Here is a 16,497-nt window from a genome sequence, read left to right as displayed (position 1 = left end):
CTTAATGTCAACCTTAAATTCTCGTATGCAGGCGGTACAATCGCCAATAATTCCCGTCGTCGGAGAACTAATCCGCAACCATCCGGGGACGATTTCCTTGGGTCAAGGCGTGGTATATTACAATCCGCCAAAAGAGGCGATTGCACAGATTTCGCAATTTCTAGCTGAACCAGAAAATCACAAGTACAAAGCAGTAGAAGGTATTCCACCTTTGCTAGATGTAATTGCGGCAAAACTGAAAGCCGAGAATAATATCGATAACAGAAAAAATTGCATTGTTGTCTCTGCTGGAAGCAACATGGCATTTATGAATGCGATTCTTGCCATCACTTCTCCAGGGGACGAAATTATTATCCAAACGCCTTATTATTTCAATCACGAAATGGCAATTACCATGTCGAGTTGCCGTCCGGTACTCGTTGCTACTGACGAAAATTATCAACTGCGTCCAGATGCGATCGCATCTGCAATTACAAATAAAACTCGTGCTGTCGTCACGATTTCACCTAATAATCCCACAGGCGCAGTCTACTCGCCAGAAGCCTTGCGCCAAGTTAATCAAATATGTCGCGATCGCGCAATTTATCATATTAGCGATGAAGCCTATGAATATTTTACTTACAATAACGTAAAACACTTTTCTCCAGGCTCAATTTCTGCTAATACCGATTATACAATTTCACTTTATACCCTCTCAAAAGCCTACGGTTTTGCTTCTTGGCGTATCGGATATATGGTAATTCCAGAACATCTGCTAGTATCGGTAAAGAAAGTCCAAGATACGATTCTAATTTGTCCACCAGTCATCTCGGAGTATGCAGCATTAGGAGCATTGCAAACAGGAGTTGCTTACTGTCAAGAAAAAATTAGCGCGATCGCATCCGTGCGTCAACTCCTACTAGAAAAACTTAACAGCATACAAGATATTTGTACAGTTCCCCCCGCAGACGGAGCATTCTATTTTCTGTTGAAAATTCATGCTAATCTGCACGCAATGGAGCTGGTAGAAAGACTAATCCGCGAACATGGTGTAGCTGTCATTCCCGGTACAACCTTTGGTATGGAGGACGGTTGTTACTTGCGCGTCGCCTACGGTGCATTGCAACAAGATACAGCAGCAGAAGGTATTGAGCGATTAGTGCGCGGTTTGAAGACAATTTTAGCGGCTTGATGTAACCTTCCTCGTTCCCAGTCACTGACTGGGAACGAGAGATTTACACAGTTTGTAATTCCAGGCTGGGATAGTCAATATATCCCTTCTCATCTCCACCATAAAACGTGTCGCGATCCGGCTTATTCAGTGGAGCATTAGCTGCAAAACGCTCTGGCAAATCTGGATTCGCAATATACAGCCTACCGTATGCCACCAAATCCGCATCACCAGAAGCCAAGACAGCATTCCCCAACTCGCGGTCATATCCTCCCGCCGCAATCAGCATTCCCTTGAAGATGGGGCGGAAGTATCCCACAGACAAGCCGCCTGTATTGACTTCTAGGGTCGTATTGCCATCAAGTCTCGGTTCCACGATGTGCAAATAAGCCAAACCAAAACGGTTAAGTGCAGAAGCTACATAGCTAAACAAAGCTGCTGGATTCGAGTCAGACATACTGTTAAAAGTGCCACTGGGAGAAAGGCGAATTCCTACCCGTTCTCCACCCCAAACACCTACAACCGCTTCAGTTACTTCCATCAAAAGTCGGGCGCGGTTCTCAATTGAACCCCCATACTCGTCGGTGCGTTTATTCGTGCCATCCTCAAGAAACTGGTCAAGTAAATAACCGTTAGCGCTGTGAATTTCCACACCATCAAATCCCGCCGCCAAAGCATTTTCAGCCCCTTGGCGGTATTGTTCGACAATCCCTGGAATCTCTTGTGTTAAGAGGGCGCGAGGAGTTACAAAGGGTTTTGGCCCCTCATTAGTCATAGCTTCTCCGACGGGAGCGATCGCGCTTGGTGCTACTGGTAATTCTCCCCCCGGTTGCAGTGACGGGTGAGAAATGCGCCCAACGTGCCACAGTTGTAGAAAAATCCGCCCGCCACGCCCATGAACTGCATCCGTTACCAATCGCCACCCAGCCACTTGTTCTTGCGAGTGAATCCCTGGAGTATTGGCATATCCTTGTCCTTGCGGCGATACTTGAGTTGCCTCAGCAATAATTAACCCCGCCGATGCCCGTTGTTCATAATAAGTAGCATTCATTGCTCCGGGAACATTTCCCTCACCAGCACGCATCCGAGTTAACGGAGCCATCACAATTCTATTAGGAAGTTCTAAAGAACCCAACTGAACAGGCGAGAAAAGATTGACATTAGCACTCATAGATAGAATCTCCATTGCAACGACATTAAAGTATCAGGAACTTCAGCCAGCTAGTACAATACTTTTGCTGGCTGAAATCACCGATATAGAAACTGACTAATTTAAGCAGCTTGCTCTATTGTTGAGTTATTCTGTGGAAGTAAATCGTTGACTTTGGCAGCAAACACCTCTAAAGACGCTACCCCAACTACTTGATCTACAACTTGACCATCTTTGAAAAACAAAACAGTTGGAACAGCTTGAATTTTGTATTGATTAGCAAGTTGCCCGTACTCATCAATATTCAACTTGCCAACCTTAGCCACTCCTTCAAAATCAGCAGCTAATTCTTCAATCAAAGGATTGAGCATTCGACAAGGCCCACACCAAGCAGCCCAGAAATCTACAACAACCGGAACTGAACTAGCAAGGACTTCGGTTTCAAAGTTATCTTCTGTCAAGATGACATACTTAGAGTTGTCTGACATGATTTTCAGCCTCCTTTAGGCTGGAGCGCAACGTGAGGCGAATCAACTGGTTTAGTAGTTAAACAACCATTTAACTAAATACTAGAACAATCTTCTATAGTAGTCAAGTAGTTATTTAACTATTTTTAGACATAAAATAGAATTATGAATAACAACGATAGCGTTCAATCGCCCTCGGTGTATCGAGTTGCACAAGGGGACATAGAACGTCGAGCGAAAATCTTTGCGGCTCTCGCTGACCCAACGCGCTTGCGGATGGTGGAGATGTTAGCTCTTTGCGGCGAGTGTGGGGAAAAGAGCGGTTCAGAGATAGCCAATCAGTTAGGGATTAGTCTGGCTCTATTTTGTCATCACTCTAAGACACTGCTGGAAGCTGGGGTAATCCAAACCCGAAAAGAAGGGCAAACCAAGTATAACTCGCTGAATCGGGAGTTACTGCAAGATTGTTTCGCCAGTTTGATGCCCAAATAGCAGGTCTCTCATCTCTGGTTTCCAGGCTCTGACTGGGAACCAGGGTAAGAGTAATCACACTTTTGTTTTTGTCGTTTGCAGCCAGAAGGGAAGAAAACCTTTTAGCCAAGTTTCACATTCGCTGCCATAAAGTAATTGCTTTTGTATCTGTTCTTCGCGAGACTGTGCGCCTGGAAGTGCCAGCATATGAGCGCCAAGGTTAGTCCATTTTCTGAGCATTTTTTTAGTCATTTCGGGATGGAACTGTACGCCGTAAGCATTATCTCCATAACGAAAAGCTTGTGTTTCAAAAATCTCACCTTTAGCTAACTTAACTGCTCCTGTTGGCAGTCCAAATCCCTCAAGGTGCCAGTGATATACATATCTAAGGGAGTCAAAAGGTTCTGGTGCTGCGTCTGCTGGCTCGACTGGAAAATAGCCGATTTCAGTCATGCCCTCTGGATGGGGTGTAACGGATGCACCAAGTACACGCGCCAATAACTGAGCGCCCAAACAAATTCCGAAAAAAGGCTTACCAGAAGAGAGAGCAGTCGGTATCCAATCCAGTTCTCTACGAATGAATGGTAGGGTTTCGCTATCGTTTGCGCTCATCTGCCCACCAAATATGACAACAGCTTCGTGGCTGTCCATCGTGCGTGGTAGTTCCTCACCGATGCTGGGACAACGGATATCAAGTTCATAACCGTTGCTGCGGAGAATTTGCCCAACAAGTCCGGAATCTGATGTTTTTTGATGTATAACTAAAAGAATTTTTTTCACTATTGCATCTGTGTAAAGTTAGATAATAATTTTCTTTGAAGGAGGCAATACAAACTGTTTATTCTGGTACTGCATTAATCGGTTGAAATGCTGGTAATATCTTCCTTATACTGCCTAATGATAAAAACACAAAGCAGCACGGTACTGGCTCCCCAATCTACGTTCTTTGAGTCGCTTCGAGTAGTCCAGTAGAAGGCTGGCCTTGTGTTACGCTCTCCAAAGCGCACACTACTTCTGTAATGCAATTGTACCAAAGGGTAAAATAGATATAGGCTCAACTTGTTGAAACCTAGACTGTGTGAGACTTTGAAATATTTTTAAATAAAATATCCAAAAACAGTTACAGGTCAGATACTTGCGGGTACTCTAGATATATAACCTTGGGTAGATGAAGTTATGCACTCTTTAGGCAAGTGGCTAGAAAACTGTTATATCCCCTGCAATCCTGCCGACTCCGCGGATTGTTATGATCGGCAACCAGCATATCCGCGTCCGCAGTTAGAGCGATCGCACTGGGTTTGTCTGAACGGCTCTTGGAAGTTTACATTTGATGACGATGGCAAAAAAATTCGTCCTTCAGATATTTCTGAGTGGACACATACCATTCAAGTCCCCTTTGCTCCCGAATCCGCCCAAAGTGGGATAGGCGATACGGGTTTTCATCCTAATTGCTGGTATGAGCGGGAATTTGACGTACCGGAAGGTGAGGGGCGGGTACTCCTCCATTTCGGAGCTGTAGATTATTGTGCGAAAGTGTGGGTCAATGGTCAGTTTATGACTGAACATGAGGGCGGTCATACCCCATTCACTATAGATATTACATCTGTATTGAATAAAGATGAACCCCAGCGGGTAACACTTTGGGCGCAAGACGATCCGCAAGACTTAGCTAAACCTCGCGGTAAGCAAGATTGGCAGTTGGAACCCCACAGTATCTGGTATCCGCGCACCAGTGGAATTTGGCAGACTGTTTGGGTTGAGCGCGTTCCCTCTACTTATATTCAGCGTATCCGCTGGACTCCGCACTTTGAGCGGTGGGAGATTGGTTTTGAGGCTTTTGTTGGGGGTGAGCTGCGCGATGGCATCCAAATTAAAGTTAAACTAACCGTCGGCTGTCATCTGCTGGTAAACGATACCTACGAAGTGATTAACGGGGAGATTCACCGCCGCATTGCTTTATCTGACCCTGGTATCGACGACTACCGCAACGAGTTACTGTGGAGTCCGGAGAAACCGACTTTAATTGATGCCTCTGTGCAGTTGTGGTCTGATGACAAGCTGTTGGATGACGTCAGATCCTATACAGCGATGCGGACTGTCTCAACTCAGCGCGATCGCTTTATGCTTAACGGTCGCCCTTACTATCTGCGGCTGGTTCTAGACCAAGGTTACTGGCCCGACACGCTGATGACTCCACCCTCAGATGAGGCGTTGCGGCGCGATGTGGAGTTAGCCAAAGCAATGGGCTTCAACGGTGTCCGCAAGCACCAAAAGATAGAAGACCCTCGTTTCTTGTATTGGGCAGACGTACTTGGTTTGATGGTCTGGGAAGAAATGCCCAGCCCCTATCGTTTTAGCCCCAAAGCCGTAGAACGCATTACGAAGGAGTGGACTGAGGTAATCGAACGCGATGCCAGCCATCCGTGTATTGTAGTCTGGGTGCCGTTCAACGAATCTTGGGGAGTTCCCGACTTGACATCAACAGAGGCTCATCGCCACTGCGTGCAAGCACTCTATCACTTAACCAAAACTCTAGACCCAACTCGTCCCGTAATTGGTAACGATGGCTGGGAAAGTGCGGCCACCGACATCCTGGCTATCCACGACTACGATAACAGACCGACTCGGTTATCCAAGCGCTATGGGCCAGAGGTGAAGTTATCGGATCTGTTCGATCGCCAGCGTCCGGGTGGGCGCGTTCTGACGCTTGACGGGTATCCTCATCAAGGACAGCCTATCATGCTGACTGAGTTCGGGGGCATTGCCTACGCGCATCGGGAAAGCCCTGACTCTAACAAGATATGGGGATACGTGCGTTCTGAGAATCTCTCAGAATTGGAAGTAAGGTATACCGCCTTACTGAACGTGGTTAACAAAGTCGAATTATTCAGCGGATTTTGTTACACCCAGCTAACGGATACTTTCCAAGAAGCTAACGGACTGTTGTATGCTGACCGGACACCGAAATTCCCCATAGAAGCGATCGCATCTGCGACTCTAGGTAGGGGCGGCGACGACGAGGAAGACGCTATGCTCTCAGGGATGAAAGCTGGATGGTCGCAAGACAAAAATGCATTCCCTGGATCTGTTGAAACCGGATGGTCGCACTCTGAAGCTGTACAGCAGATACCCCATTGCGGAGGGAATTATAGCTCCTAGTCCCAGCAATGAAGCTGTAGCCGCAAATCCTCATCTACGTTGGCACCCGTTGCGGGGAGAATGGATAGCTTATGCTTCTCATCGTCAGGGGCGGACTTTTATGCCGCCCCCAGAATACAATCCTCTAGCACCTACCACCGATCCTAACTTTCCCACGGAACTACCCCAAGGTCGATATGATGTAGCGGTTTTCGATAACCGCTTTCCTTCAATGACGCTGGCGGCGCATAACCCACCCGCCAGCATTGTTGAAACTCTCCCGGCAGATGGTGCGTGCGAGGTGGTGGTTTTTACTCAAGATCCGCAGGCTACTATCGGTTCCCTGGAACTGGATCATTTAGAATTGCTGTTCCAAGTTTGGAGCGATCGCACTCGCGTTATCGGCGAAAATCCCCACATTCAGTATGTGTTGCCATTTGAAAATAAGGGTGTAGAAATGGGGGTGACTTTGCAGCATCCCCACGGACAAATCTACGCTTATCCTTTTGTCCCGCCTGTCCCCGCCCGAATGTTAGAGCGTCAGCAGGCATATTATCAGGAAAATAACCGGGGCTTGCTGCAAGATTTGATACAAAAGGAAATCGAAGACAAGCAGCGGATAATTTATCAGGATGAGCAAGCGATCGCATTTATCCCCGCTTGCGCCCGTTATCCTTACGAAGTTTGGCTTGCGCCCATCCAGCCTGCTGCAACTTTCATGGATCTTACCCCAGAGCAACAGGCGGGACTTGCCAAAGCCTTAAAGACTGTTACTCTTAAATACGATGGTTTGTGGAATCGTCCCTTTCCTTACTTGATGGCTTGGTTCCAAGCACCTACCGATGGACAACCGCATCCCGAAGCACACCTGCACGCCGAATTTTATCCGCCTTATCGTACCAAAGATCGGCTTAAGTATTTGGCGGGAACTGAACTAGCAGCAGGGATGTTTGCTAATGATGCGCTTCCAGAGGAGAAAGCTAAGGATTTACAAGCTGTAGCCATAACACTCGAAAATTCGGTACGGTTGTGAATCAAAACTTAACCCCCTAACCCCCTAACCTTGCAAGGGAAGGAGAAGAACTCCGGCTAGGGGCTGGGGGAGGAGTTTCCTGGTGTAATAGGTGAGTTATGAATCAATTTAGTGAAGAATCTCATAAGCTAGAGTTAATCCGAAAAGCCCTAACTGAAGCCGACGCGCAGGGTTTACGACTACGCGGCACAGATTGGTTCGCGTGGGCGACTGCTGGCGGTTCCAGCACCGTACTGCTAACCGCAGAAACCGGAGTCGCAGAAGTGCTGGTGACAGCCCAAGATGCCTGGATATTAACTGACGAAATCGAAGCCCAGCGTTTTAAAGATGAGGAAATTTCGGCAAATTTCCAGTTTTACGTCAATCCTTGGGCTGATGCTGCGGCGCGTGAATCTTTTGTGCAGGAAGCTACCAATGGGGGGAAAGTTTTAAGCGATCGCCCGCTTCCTCATGTAGAGAAGCGATTACCCGCGTCTCTACAACAGCATAAACGAACCCTGATGTCAAGTGAGCTGGAGCGATATCGCCAGCTAGGGCGTAAAGCAAGCGAAGCGATGACTGAGGTACTAAAAGCCGCCAAGCCGGATTGGACAGAATATCAGCTTGCGGGTGCGGGTGCAGAGGCTTTGTGGGCGAGGGGGATACATCCAGCGCTGACGCTAGTAGCAGGCGAGAGACGTTTGCCTCTTTACCGTCACGCTACCGCTAGCGGGGAAAAAATTGGACAGCAAGCGATGCTAGTGTTTTGCGCTAGGGAACATGGTTTGTATGCGAATCTTACCCGATTTGTGTCATTTGGTTCGTCCGATGAAAGCGCCAGATTGCACCGCCATGTCAGGGAAATTGAAGCGGAAGCTTTGAATTTTTTAAAGCCTGGGGTATCGCTTAATGCAGTTTATGACACTTTAGCTAATGCTTATCAAAAGCACGGTTTTCCTAATGCCATCCGCGAACATCATCAAGGTGGAACTACGGGATATTTGGCGCGAGAAGTTGTAGCCAATCCAACGACTAATGACACTCTAGCGGAGAATATGGCTGTTGCTTGGAATCCAAGTGTACCAGGGGCAAAGATTGAAGATACTTTTGTCCTTGTTAATGATGGAAAGTTGGAAAATCTAACTTTAGATCCAAATTGGCCTAGTGTGGAGGTAGAAGGAAGGTTGCGCCCTGTACCTTTGGAAGTTGGATAATGGAAATGCCCTAGTGAATTCCATTCGCGGCTATACAGACTAAATCTGTTTGACAAAGGTTTAAAAATACAAATTTTCTTAAGTCCGCGTAGGCGGACTTTGTTTGCGTAGCCGCGATTTCTAATCGCCAGGGGATTTTCTGCCAAAGGTATATTCAGCAACGCGGGGTAATATGTCACACGAAAAAATTGAAAAGCTGACTCCAGAACAAGAAGCATTGATTCCTGTTTATTGGGAGAAGTGGCGAAAGATTGCTCTCTCTACTGAACCGATTGACAGAGGAAAAGCTAAAGAAGCGATAAAAAAGATTTATGCTTTGATTGGCTTACCAGAACCTGAAATACTTTTTTTTGATAGCCCTTGTGAAGCGGAAAAAATATTTAAATATCTGCTGAAAGAACAACAACATTATAAGGTTTTTTCTTGTGAAGTGTCGTTTAAAATAAACAGCTTTCAGGAAAAAATGTGGTCTCAAATAATGGGCTACCATCCCAGTGAACTAGAAGAGGAAATATTGGGCAGAGTGGTTGGCGGAATTCCTATATAATTAGTTACGGGATTAGTTTCAATGTGTAATCTTAGTATATGTTCATATCGTTTTGATATTGCAATACAAGAATGGGCTATATATGATGCTATTTTAAGTTTTTATGTTAATGAATTTAACTTGAATTACTCGCACAAACTAAAAGGATGGGCAGTTTGTCAATCAATAGTTAACAATTGTGGCTGGACTTTCCCTTTTGAAAAGATTTGTTTTATTTGCGATCGCCCTCGCATCCTCTCCTTGGACAACCAGCAGCGTCTCCACGCGGAAGGCGCACCAGCGATACAGTTTGCCGACGGATACAGTGTCTACGCCTATCATGGCGTGACATTACCTGAAAAATACGGCAACCTACACCCGAACCAGTGGCAACCCAAATGGCTTTTAGAAGAAGATAACGCCGAACTGCGGAGAGTGCTAATTCAGGGAATTGGCTACGAACGCATCGCGCAGGAATTAGGAGCAATAGAGTTAGATTCATATCAAGAATATACTTTATTAAAAATTGATACTGATATTGATATAGAGCCAATTTATTTATTAAAGATGACTTGCCCAAGCACCAAATTTATTCATGTCTTGCGCGTACCGCCTGATATTGAATCGGCGCGGGAGGCTATTCGTTGGGTGAATTGGGGAATTTCCCCGGAAGAGTTTGCCATTCAAACTTGAACCAAAGTCATGTACATTAGGGCTAATAAGATAAAACTCATGTAGGTTGTCTTGAGTGACGAACCCCAATTATTATAAGAATTTGTTTAGTTTTACTATCGTTTAATGAACTTACACTTATTCTTAGTTGACAAAAACTAACATTTTTAGTATTTAAAATTACAACCTACCTTAACAGTAAGACTATTCTTTAGCTAGAAGTATAGATTAAGTAGTAGCAATTACTTTGGTTAGTAGAAACCAATAAAAAATATTCTTGTATGGTTTAACTACCATAAAACAAGAATATTTTATACTCTTTCGTGCTTTAATTATTGACTTAAGCTTTTAGCTATCAGTCTCAGAAGTTAACTGCGCGATCGCTCTTGAGGCAAATTTCTCGGCGATTACTTCTTGTAGCTTATCTTCTGAATCTATAGCACTCCCATAAAACCCAAACATCGTTAAAACTTTATTTGATCCAAGCCATGACTCACTTTGGTGTAATTTGTCCACCTTTTGCTGGTCATATTCATCCTATGGCATCCTTGGGGCGAGAGCTGCAACGGCGCGGTCATTGCATCACCTTCCTGCAAATACCCGATTTAGAAACAGCAGTGCGTTCGGAAGGACTAAATTTTTGGCCTATTGGAAAGTCTGCTTATCGACCGGGCGAACTTGCCGAAAGCTTCACAGAATTAGGTAAATTAAGCGGTATAGAATCCCTACGTTATTCAGTGGAAGTGTGCCAACGTTTCACAGCTACAATGTGCGAGGATGCCCCCCGTGCCATTGCAGAAGCGGGAATTGAAGCACTGCTGGCAGATCAGCTAGAACCAGCAAGTGAAACGGTAGCCGAATACTTGGGTATGCCTTTTGTAACCGTGTCCTGCGCCCAAGCTATCCACCGCAAAGCAGAAATTCCTCCCTTCTTCACTCTTTGGAACTACGAGAATAAGTTGTGGGCGCGTCTTCGCAATCAGGCTGCTTATTACCTATTAGATCGCAATAGCCAACCGCTTCTGCAAGCCCTCAATCAGTATCGTAAACAGTGGAAGTTACCAGTGGTTCGCAAGTTGTATGCCTCCCGTTCTCGACTTGCCCACATTAGCCAGCAACCTGCTGCTTTTGATTTCCCCTGCGCCAACCTACCAAAGCACTTCCATTACGTTGGGCCTTTTCGCAATCCCTCGCCGCGCAAAATTTCCTTTCCCTACGAACGCTTGACCGGGCAACCGCTGATTTATGCTTCGCTTGGAACTGTGCAAAATACTAAAGAGGATATTTATCACTGCATCGCCGCAGCCTGCGAGGGGCTGGATGTGCAGCTGGTTATCACTCTTGGGGGCGGGATGGATGTAGAAGCGGTGCAAGGACTGCCCGGTTCTCCCTTAGTTGTAAAATATGCCCCTCAACTAGAACTGCTTTCCAAAGCTAGCTTAACCATCACTCATGGAGGACTCAACACGGTACTAGATTCCCTGAGTCACGGGGTTCCTATGGTTGCCATCCCAATCACATATGAACAGCCAGGAACGGGAGCGCGAATTAGGTGGACAGGAACTGGGGAAGCGCTTCCTTTGGCTAGCCTGAACGCGACTGAACTGCAAGCAGCTATTAAACGGGTGCTGACGGAGGATTCTTACTTAAATAATGCCGTAAAGTTGAAAGAATCTATCCGTCAATCAGGTGGAGTAAAAGGAGCTGCTGATATTGTTGAGCAGGTGGTCAAGTCCGGGCATCCAGTCCTGTCGGGATTAACGCCAGTTTTATCTAGGGGAGTTGCCTATTCTACCTAATGATTCTGGCAGGGAGGAGGTTATCAACTTTAGTTAATCCTAGTCATGGCAGTTAACTCATGAGTTTGGAATTATTAGCTCCCTGCCAAGCTGTCCATGCCGAATATACGTCTTCCTCCACAAGTCCTTTCTTCCTAAAATCTGGGGTATGATCGACTAACACTTTGATTGTTGAAGTGTAAGTGTTCCCAATAATTTCATGTCCGTAGCCGATAACTTTGCCGATGTGTCCTGTTTTTTGACTTAGGACGTAATCACCTATATTAAGCATAGTTACTAACCCTCTTTGTTTCCTTAAAAGCTTTCTGATTGTGTTATTAATTTTATAAAATTTCTACTTATTATTGACTCTTTCCGGAAGCTAATAAAGCTTATTTTTAGGTCTATCTCCGGTAGGATGTAGTATTAAGGATAGTTGTGATTGAAAATACAACAGCTATTTTTAAATATTAAAAGATGTGGAGATAGATTAAATATTGAAATAATAACTGTTGCTGGTTCAGGTAAAGGTTAACGAAATGCTGCATACTATAATGTTAATAAAGGTCAAATTTTTATATAAATATCATAGGTAGTGGGAAATCATATTTTTCTGGTTCAGTTAGGGATAGCCACAAAAAATAGTTCCCAAATTTTTCGTTGAGAAAATACGAAAAAAAGTCAATGTAACGCTAGCTCGTAATAAACTATGATGGACTTCCAGCAGATATTTGGTAAAACACCTGAAACGCAAGCCAGCGCACCAGGACGGGTGAATTTGCTAGGCGAACACACCGACTACAATGATGGATTCGTGTTACCAACAGCGATTCCACAACGGACAACGGTAAATTTGGGTTTCAGCAAGGATGGACAGCACCACTTTTACTCGCAAGAACTCGACGAACGGGTAAGCATTTCAGACAACGAACACACGCCGCCAGGATTCGCCAGCTATATATTAGGGTGTATCAGGCTTTTGCAGCAGGAAGGACACGCAATACCGCCGCTGAATTTGCACGTTAGTTCGTCGGTACCGATGGGGTCGGGTTTGTCTAGCAGTGCGGCTTTAGAAGTTGCAACGCTTAGGGGAGTGCGATCGCTCCTCAATCTCGATCTCGATGATGTCCGCATCGCCGAAATAGCACAACAGGCGGAAATTCAATATGCTGGCGTCAACTGCGGCATTATGGATCAGATGGCTTCGAGCTTGGCTGACACAGATTCTATGCTGTTTTTAGACACGCGATCGCTCGAACGCCAAGTGATCCCTTTCCCTGCTGGTGCAGAAGTTTTGGTGATCGATAGCGGCGTACCTCGGACTTTGGCGACTAGCGGATACAACCAGCGTCGCGCTGAGTGCGAAGAAGCAGCGCGATCGCTTGGGGTTAAAGCGCTCAGAGATATCACAGATCCGCAAGCAGTGGAAAATTTACCCGAACCCCACCGGCGTCGCGCTCGTCACGTCGTCACCGAGGATAACCGAGTGCTGGAGGTTCTGCAAGGAGTGTCAGCACAGCGGTTTGGGGAATTGATGAACGCTTCTCACGCCAGCCTGCGCGACGATTACGAAGTTTCTGTTCTAGCTCTGGATACCCTCGTGGAGATATTGCAAGAAACTCCCGGAGTTTTTGGTGCAAGGCTGACTGGTGCTGGTTTTGGGGGTGCGTGCGTGGCTTTGGTTGAGGCGGGAAAAGCGGGCGCGATCGCGCAAAACGTACTTGAACGTTACAAAAATGCAGGTAACACCGGACGCATTCTAGTTCCAGAAATTTCATTGTAGTCTTTTAAAACCTTCCCCAACCCTCGCCATTTACGGACAGGGTTGGGGAGGGCTTACATTAGTTTTAGCAATTAGCCAACTTCTACACTATCGCCTGAGATTGAAGGCCATCGGACAGTCAGAATAATAGAATCTTCAACAGCAGACCAAGAATGAGCTACACCAGGCACCCAAATAACATAGTCACCCTCACCAGATAATAATACTTCTTGCTCCGGAAATTGCAGGCGAAATCGCCCTTTAATCAGAATAGAAAGTGTGGTTGCTTCCTCATTCGTTGCCCACTGATCTCTACTATCTCCTGCTTGGTGGACAGCCCATTTTACCTCTAAATCTGTGGTCGAACGCGGGTCATCCGTCGGAGTTACAAAGTGACCAAGAATCCAACCCCAACGTTTTTTACCCTCAGTCTGAGCGTTTCCAAAAATAACTTTAGGCTGCATTAGGTAATATCAAGTAGTGTTCAAATATGTCATGCTGTCCTTAGCATCGCATATATAGCAATCCTATTTAAGTTGTGAACGAGTATTCGCCCTGGTGTAGGGACAGGGCAGTGCCGTGTCCCTACAGGGGTTCACGAATAAATTAGGATTGCTATAGCAATCCTAATTTATTTAGATTCTCCCTTTTCTCCTCTTCTGCGCCCTTTCTTGCCTCTGCGGTTCGTAAAAAAAGGTAATTTTCACCCATAAAATAGGATTGCTATAGTTCCTATGAATGCAACTTGGTACAATCAAACAATTTTGACATTATTTCCCTTAGCTTTCTTCGGCTTACAACGAGACAAACAAGCTTCAAGATAAGGACAGTCTTCACACTTGATTGCTTCCCCTGGATTAGCACACCCACAGGGAAGATGCAACAAACACTCTTGAGGTTTTTTCAGTGCAAAACTGAAAGTTGTTTCTCGCAAACAAATAATAAAATCTCGTGCAATCATAATATTTTTGTCTTCCCTCCTATTTGATATTTAACACAGATTTTGCTGTTGATTTCATAGCAGAACCCACATCAGCCAGAGTCTGATCAATCGGACGCTGATTATGTAAGAAAACTCGCGCACAATTGGGTTCCGGCATCCCAGAAATTGACCCACCGGGATGAGTTTCCGCACCCGTCAGAAATAGACCCTAAATCGGAGTTTTGTAATTAGCAATCTCTGACAAAGGACGGAAGAACATCATCTGGTCGATCATATCCAGATGATAGTAATTACCCTTCAGGACTCCCAAGCGATCGCCTAGTTCAGCCGGACTTTCCACATTACGAGCAATGATGGAATTTTTGACATTTGGAGCATAATCTGCTACTTTGTAAACCACCCGGTCTGCCACCTTATTTTTCAACTCTTCCGTCCATCCCGTACCCAGAAATGTTGAATCTAGATACCATTATGACCAGCCCCAATAATTACAACATCGTAGGCTTGCATCTATAAAGCTTCAGTTAGAAGGTCGATTTTAACTCCCCAGTCCGTTAATACTTCTTTTATTTTCGATATCCTTAGAAATTACAGCTTCATCCTAAAAGCTTGTCTTACTTGTACTTAAGGAATAGTTCTGTGTTAAATGAAATAGTATTCTAATATACAAAATACTTGCACCGTAGGGTGCGTTAGCCAAGCGCAACGCACCCTACCAAACTAGACGCTAGGCGATACACCAACATCCTTTAATTTTGCAGGCTTAAAGAACCCATAATAAGCTGCTGCTGCTGCCGTGAGAGCATTAAGCCAAACATTGTTTCCCAAGATTGGCATTAAACCGAAAGTCATGTTCGTGAAGGGCAACAAACCCATAATTGCTATCAAGGTATAGACAATGGCAAAACCTTGATTGAATACCAGCGCACCACTGGGGCTAGTAGCCGCGGCAATTCCCAGAATACCCACTACAATGTGTACGGCATTATGCAAATAATTGGTGGGAAATAGCCCCAACACATTGCCGTATCCGTCACTAAACTTGAGATTAGGTACATAAAGCGGCGCATCGGATGCAACTTCAGGCATAGCAGTAAAGCCCGGTATAAATCCAACAATGCCTACAAACAAAAAGAAGATGCCAATGGCTAGGGCAAAAGCACGCTCTTTGTCGCTAATCCGGCTGACTAAATCAGCATAACGCTGTTGCATATTGATACCTCATTTCTAAAAAAAAAATACTCAAAATCGGTGAGGGAGGAATTTCGGTTTAACTTACTATCCGTCATGATGGTAAGAAGTAATCCGGGAAACTTTCTGCCAGATACTATACTTTTTATTAAACTGATTTTATATCGCTTTAAATCTACCAAAAGGCATTATTGAATTGAGTTGAGCAGTTTATTGTTCTACATAATAAGGAATAGTTCTGCGTTTAGTTTACTTTGTTACCATAAATACAAAAAATCCCAGTCATCAAAGTTTAGAATCTAGCAGAGCTTACACACGCTTACTATGCCGAATAGGATAATATTCGGGGTAACTGTAGACGTATACATAAATGCCTCATTAACTGTGTAGTGTATTTTCCATTACATATAGCAATCCTATTTAATTTGTAAACTGTATGCGTGCCTGACGAAAAAACATTTATATATAGCGTTTCTCAGTTGGGTGGAATATATTGTGGTTCTAACGTTGGTAGGGGCATGGCAATGCCCATTGGTGTCAACTTAACGTTAGTGGTGGTTGAAACCGCAGCTACACAAACAAAACCCGCCTGCGCGGGTTAAAAGAACCTTGATATTTCGTCAGTCCGCGTTCGCTTTAGCGTTCCCGAAGGGTAGGCGGACTGAGTTTGTTTAGCCGCGACTTCCAGTCGCCAGGGCTTAAGTTGACGCTGTAGGGGCATGGAGAAATGCCCATTGGTGTCAACTTAACGTTAGCTTGGCGGTTGAAACCGCAGCTACACAAACAAAACCCGCCTGCGCGGGTTATAAGAATCTTGATCACAGCGTTAGCCAAGGCAAGCGGACTTGGTTTGTTTAGCCGCGACTTCCAGTCGCCAGGGCTTAAATTGACACCGATGGGCAATGCCATGCCCCTACAGATGTATCGCACCCAACCCTTGAATTGCTATAGTTCACGTCTCAGATAGGATTGCTATACTTACCACTACCAATACAAGGTCTAGTATGATCGGCGAGAATCGAT

General features: G+C 45.3%; 15 protein-coding genes and 2 pseudogenes. 10 read left to right on the top strand and 7 right to left on the bottom strand.

The genetic code is table 11. From position 1 onward, the window contains the following. Positions 1-4 precede the first annotated feature (4 nt). A complete protein-coding gene (locus H6F74_RS15775; RefSeq protein ID WP_190442727.1) occupies positions 5-1,171 on the top strand; it encodes a pyridoxal phosphate-dependent aminotransferase in 1,167 nt (388 codons plus the stop codon). A 43-nt stretch (positions 1,172-1,214) separates the two neighbouring features. Here H6F74_RS15775 and H6F74_RS15770 read toward each other — a convergent pair whose 3' ends face one another. Together H6F74_RS15770 and trxA are read right to left on the bottom strand one after the other, a co-directional pair. Beyond that, positions 1,215-2,321 carry an alkene reductase gene (locus H6F74_RS15770; RefSeq protein ID WP_190442725.1) on the bottom strand — a complete coding sequence of 369 codons (1,107 nt, stop codon included), beginning with the start codon at positions 2,319-2,321 and terminating at the stop codon, positions 1,215-1,217. Positions 2,322-2,422: 101 nt separating this feature from the next. Beyond that, a complete protein-coding gene (trxA, locus tag H6F74_RS15765; RefSeq protein WP_190442723.1) occupies positions 2,423-2,788 on the bottom strand; it encodes a thioredoxin in 366 nt (121 codons plus the stop codon). Between the two features lie 144 nt (positions 2,789-2,932). On the opposite strand from trxA, the gene H6F74_RS15760 reads away from it, so the two are divergent. Beyond that, a complete protein-coding gene (locus H6F74_RS15760) occupies positions 2,933-3,259 on the top strand; it encodes a metalloregulator ArsR/SmtB family transcription factor (protein WP_190442721.1) in 327 nt (108 codons plus the stop codon). Between the two features lie 54 nt (positions 3,260-3,313). Here H6F74_RS15760 and H6F74_RS15755 read toward each other — a convergent pair whose 3' ends face one another. Next, complete coding sequence (locus H6F74_RS15755) at positions 3,314-4,018, bottom strand: glutamine amidotransferase (RefSeq protein WP_190442719.1); 705 nt, start codon at positions 4,016-4,018, stop codon at positions 3,314-3,316. Between the two features lie 396 nt (positions 4,019-4,414). On the opposite strand from H6F74_RS15755, the gene H6F74_RS15750 reads away from it, so the two are divergent. From H6F74_RS15750 to H6F74_RS15730, 5 genes and pseudogenes are all read left to right on the top strand, one after another. After that, the gene (locus H6F74_RS15750; RefSeq protein WP_190442718.1) at positions 4,415-6,397 is read left to right on the top strand and encodes a sugar-binding domain-containing protein; all 1,983 of its coding nucleotides are present in this window, start codon (positions 4,415-4,417) and stop codon (positions 6,395-6,397) included. Continuing rightward, on the top strand, positions 6,309-7,409 hold the full coding sequence (gene galT / locus H6F74_RS15745) for a galactose-1-phosphate uridylyltransferase (protein WP_190442716.1): 1,101 nt from the start codon (positions 6,309-6,311) through the stop codon (positions 7,407-7,409). The genes H6F74_RS15750 and galT overlap by 89 nt, the downstream gene beginning before the upstream one ends. Positions 7,410-7,507: 98 nt before the next feature. Beyond that, a complete protein-coding gene (locus H6F74_RS15740; RefSeq protein WP_190442714.1) occupies positions 7,508-8,602 on the top strand; it encodes a M24 family metallopeptidase in 1,095 nt (364 codons plus the stop codon). A 172-nt stretch (positions 8,603-8,774) separates the two neighbouring features. After that, positions 8,775-9,821: pseudogene (locus tag H6F74_RS31060) on the top strand (DUF6745 domain-containing protein). Between the two features lie 467 nt (positions 9,822-10,288). After that, a complete protein-coding gene (locus tag H6F74_RS15730) occupies positions 10,289-11,599 on the top strand; it encodes a glycosyltransferase (protein ID WP_190442712.1) in 1,311 nt (436 codons plus the stop codon). Positions 11,600-11,651: 52 nt separating this feature from the next. Here the strand turns inward: H6F74_RS15730 and H6F74_RS15725 are convergent, their stop codons facing one another. Beyond that, positions 11,652-11,870 (bottom strand): hypothetical protein, encoded by a 219-nt coding sequence (locus H6F74_RS15725; protein WP_190442710.1) that lies wholly within the window; start codon positions 11,868-11,870, stop codon positions 11,652-11,654. 420 nt (positions 11,871-12,290) lie between these two features. On the opposite strand from H6F74_RS15725, the gene galK reads away from it, so the two are divergent. Beyond that, complete coding sequence (gene galK / locus H6F74_RS15720; RefSeq protein ID WP_190442833.1) at positions 12,291-13,361, top strand: galactokinase; 1,071 nt, start codon at positions 12,291-12,293, stop codon at positions 13,359-13,361. A 71-nt stretch (positions 13,362-13,432) separates the two neighbouring features. Here the strand turns inward: galK and H6F74_RS15715 are convergent, their stop codons facing one another. From H6F74_RS15715 to H6F74_RS15705, 3 genes and pseudogenes are all read right to left on the bottom strand, one after another. Continuing rightward, complete coding sequence (locus H6F74_RS15715) at positions 13,433-13,804, bottom strand: signal peptidase I (RefSeq protein ID WP_190442708.1); 372 nt, start codon at positions 13,802-13,804, stop codon at positions 13,433-13,435. A 516-nt stretch (positions 13,805-14,320) separates the two neighbouring features. Next, positions 14,321-14,728 (bottom strand): annotated as a pseudogene (locus H6F74_RS31055) (NAD(P)/FAD-dependent oxidoreductase); the annotation flags it as partial. Between the two features lie 275 nt (positions 14,729-15,003). Next, the gene (locus H6F74_RS15705) at positions 15,004-15,495 is read right to left on the bottom strand and encodes a DUF4383 domain-containing protein (RefSeq protein ID WP_190442706.1); all 492 of its coding nucleotides are present in this window, start codon (positions 15,493-15,495) and stop codon (positions 15,004-15,006) included. A 419-nt stretch (positions 15,496-15,914) separates the two neighbouring features. Here H6F74_RS15705 and H6F74_RS15700 point away from each other — a divergent pair, with 419 nt between their 5' ends. Then, complete coding sequence (locus tag H6F74_RS15700; RefSeq protein ID WP_190442704.1) at positions 15,915-16,076, top strand: hypothetical protein; 162 nt, start codon at positions 15,915-15,917, stop codon at positions 16,074-16,076. A gap of 125 nt (positions 16,077-16,201) precedes the next feature. Then, positions 16,202-16,441 (top strand): hypothetical protein, encoded by a 240-nt coding sequence (locus H6F74_RS15695; protein WP_190442703.1) that lies wholly within the window; start codon positions 16,202-16,204, stop codon positions 16,439-16,441. The last annotated feature ends 56 nt before the right edge of the window (positions 16,442-16,497 follow it).

This window comes from Trichocoleus sp. FACHB-90 (genome assembly GCF_014695505.1).
Classification (GTDB): Bacteria; Cyanobacteriota; Cyanobacteriia; order Cyanobacteriales; family FACHB-T130; genus Funiculus; species Funiculus sociatus.
The sequence above is the reverse complement of the archived record's forward strand: the minus strand, read 5'-3'. Positions and strand labels throughout refer to the sequence as shown.

Bases quoted from the DNA above. Each gene is read 5' to 3' on its own strand.
- galK (WP_190442833.1), top strand. From the start codon at position 12,291: ATGGACTTCCAGCAGATATTTGGTAAAACACCTGAAACGCAAGCCAGC.
- H6F74_RS15770 (WP_190442725.1), bottom strand. From the start codon at position 2,321: ATGAGTGCTAATGTCAATCTTTTCTCGCCTGTTCAGTTGGGTTCTTTA.
- trxA (WP_190442723.1), bottom strand. From the start codon at position 2,788: ATGTCAGACAACTCTAAGTATGTCATCTTGACAGAAGATAACTTTGAA.
- galT (WP_190442716.1), top strand. From the start codon at position 6,309: ATGCATTCCCTGGATCTGTTGAAACCGGATGGTCGCACTCTGAAGCTG.
- H6F74_RS15705 (WP_190442706.1), bottom strand. From the start codon at position 15,495: ATGCAACAGCGTTATGCTGATTTAGTCAGCCGGATTAGCGACAAAGAG.
- H6F74_RS15750 (WP_190442718.1), top strand. From the start codon at position 4,415: ATGCACTCTTTAGGCAAGTGGCTAGAAAACTGTTATATCCCCTGCAAT.
- H6F74_RS15715 (WP_190442708.1), bottom strand. From the start codon at position 13,804: ATGCAGCCTAAAGTTATTTTTGGAAACGCTCAGACTGAGGGTAAAAAA.
- H6F74_RS15725 (WP_190442710.1), bottom strand. From the start codon at position 11,870: ATGCTTAATATAGGTGATTACGTCCTAAGTCAAAAAACAGGACACATC.
- H6F74_RS15695 (WP_190442703.1), top strand. From the start codon at position 16,202: ATGCCCATTGGTGTCAACTTAACGTTAGCTTGGCGGTTGAAACCGCAG.
- H6F74_RS15740 (WP_190442714.1), top strand. From the start codon at position 7,508: ATGAATCAATTTAGTGAAGAATCTCATAAGCTAGAGTTAATCCGAAAA.
- H6F74_RS15775 (WP_190442727.1), top strand. From the start codon at position 5: ATGTCAACCTTAAATTCTCGTATGCAGGCGGTACAATCGCCAATAATT.
- H6F74_RS15760 (WP_190442721.1), top strand. From the start codon at position 2,933: ATGAATAACAACGATAGCGTTCAATCGCCCTCGGTGTATCGAGTTGCA.
- H6F74_RS15730 (WP_190442712.1), top strand. From the start codon at position 10,289: ATGACTCACTTTGGTGTAATTTGTCCACCTTTTGCTGGTCATATTCAT.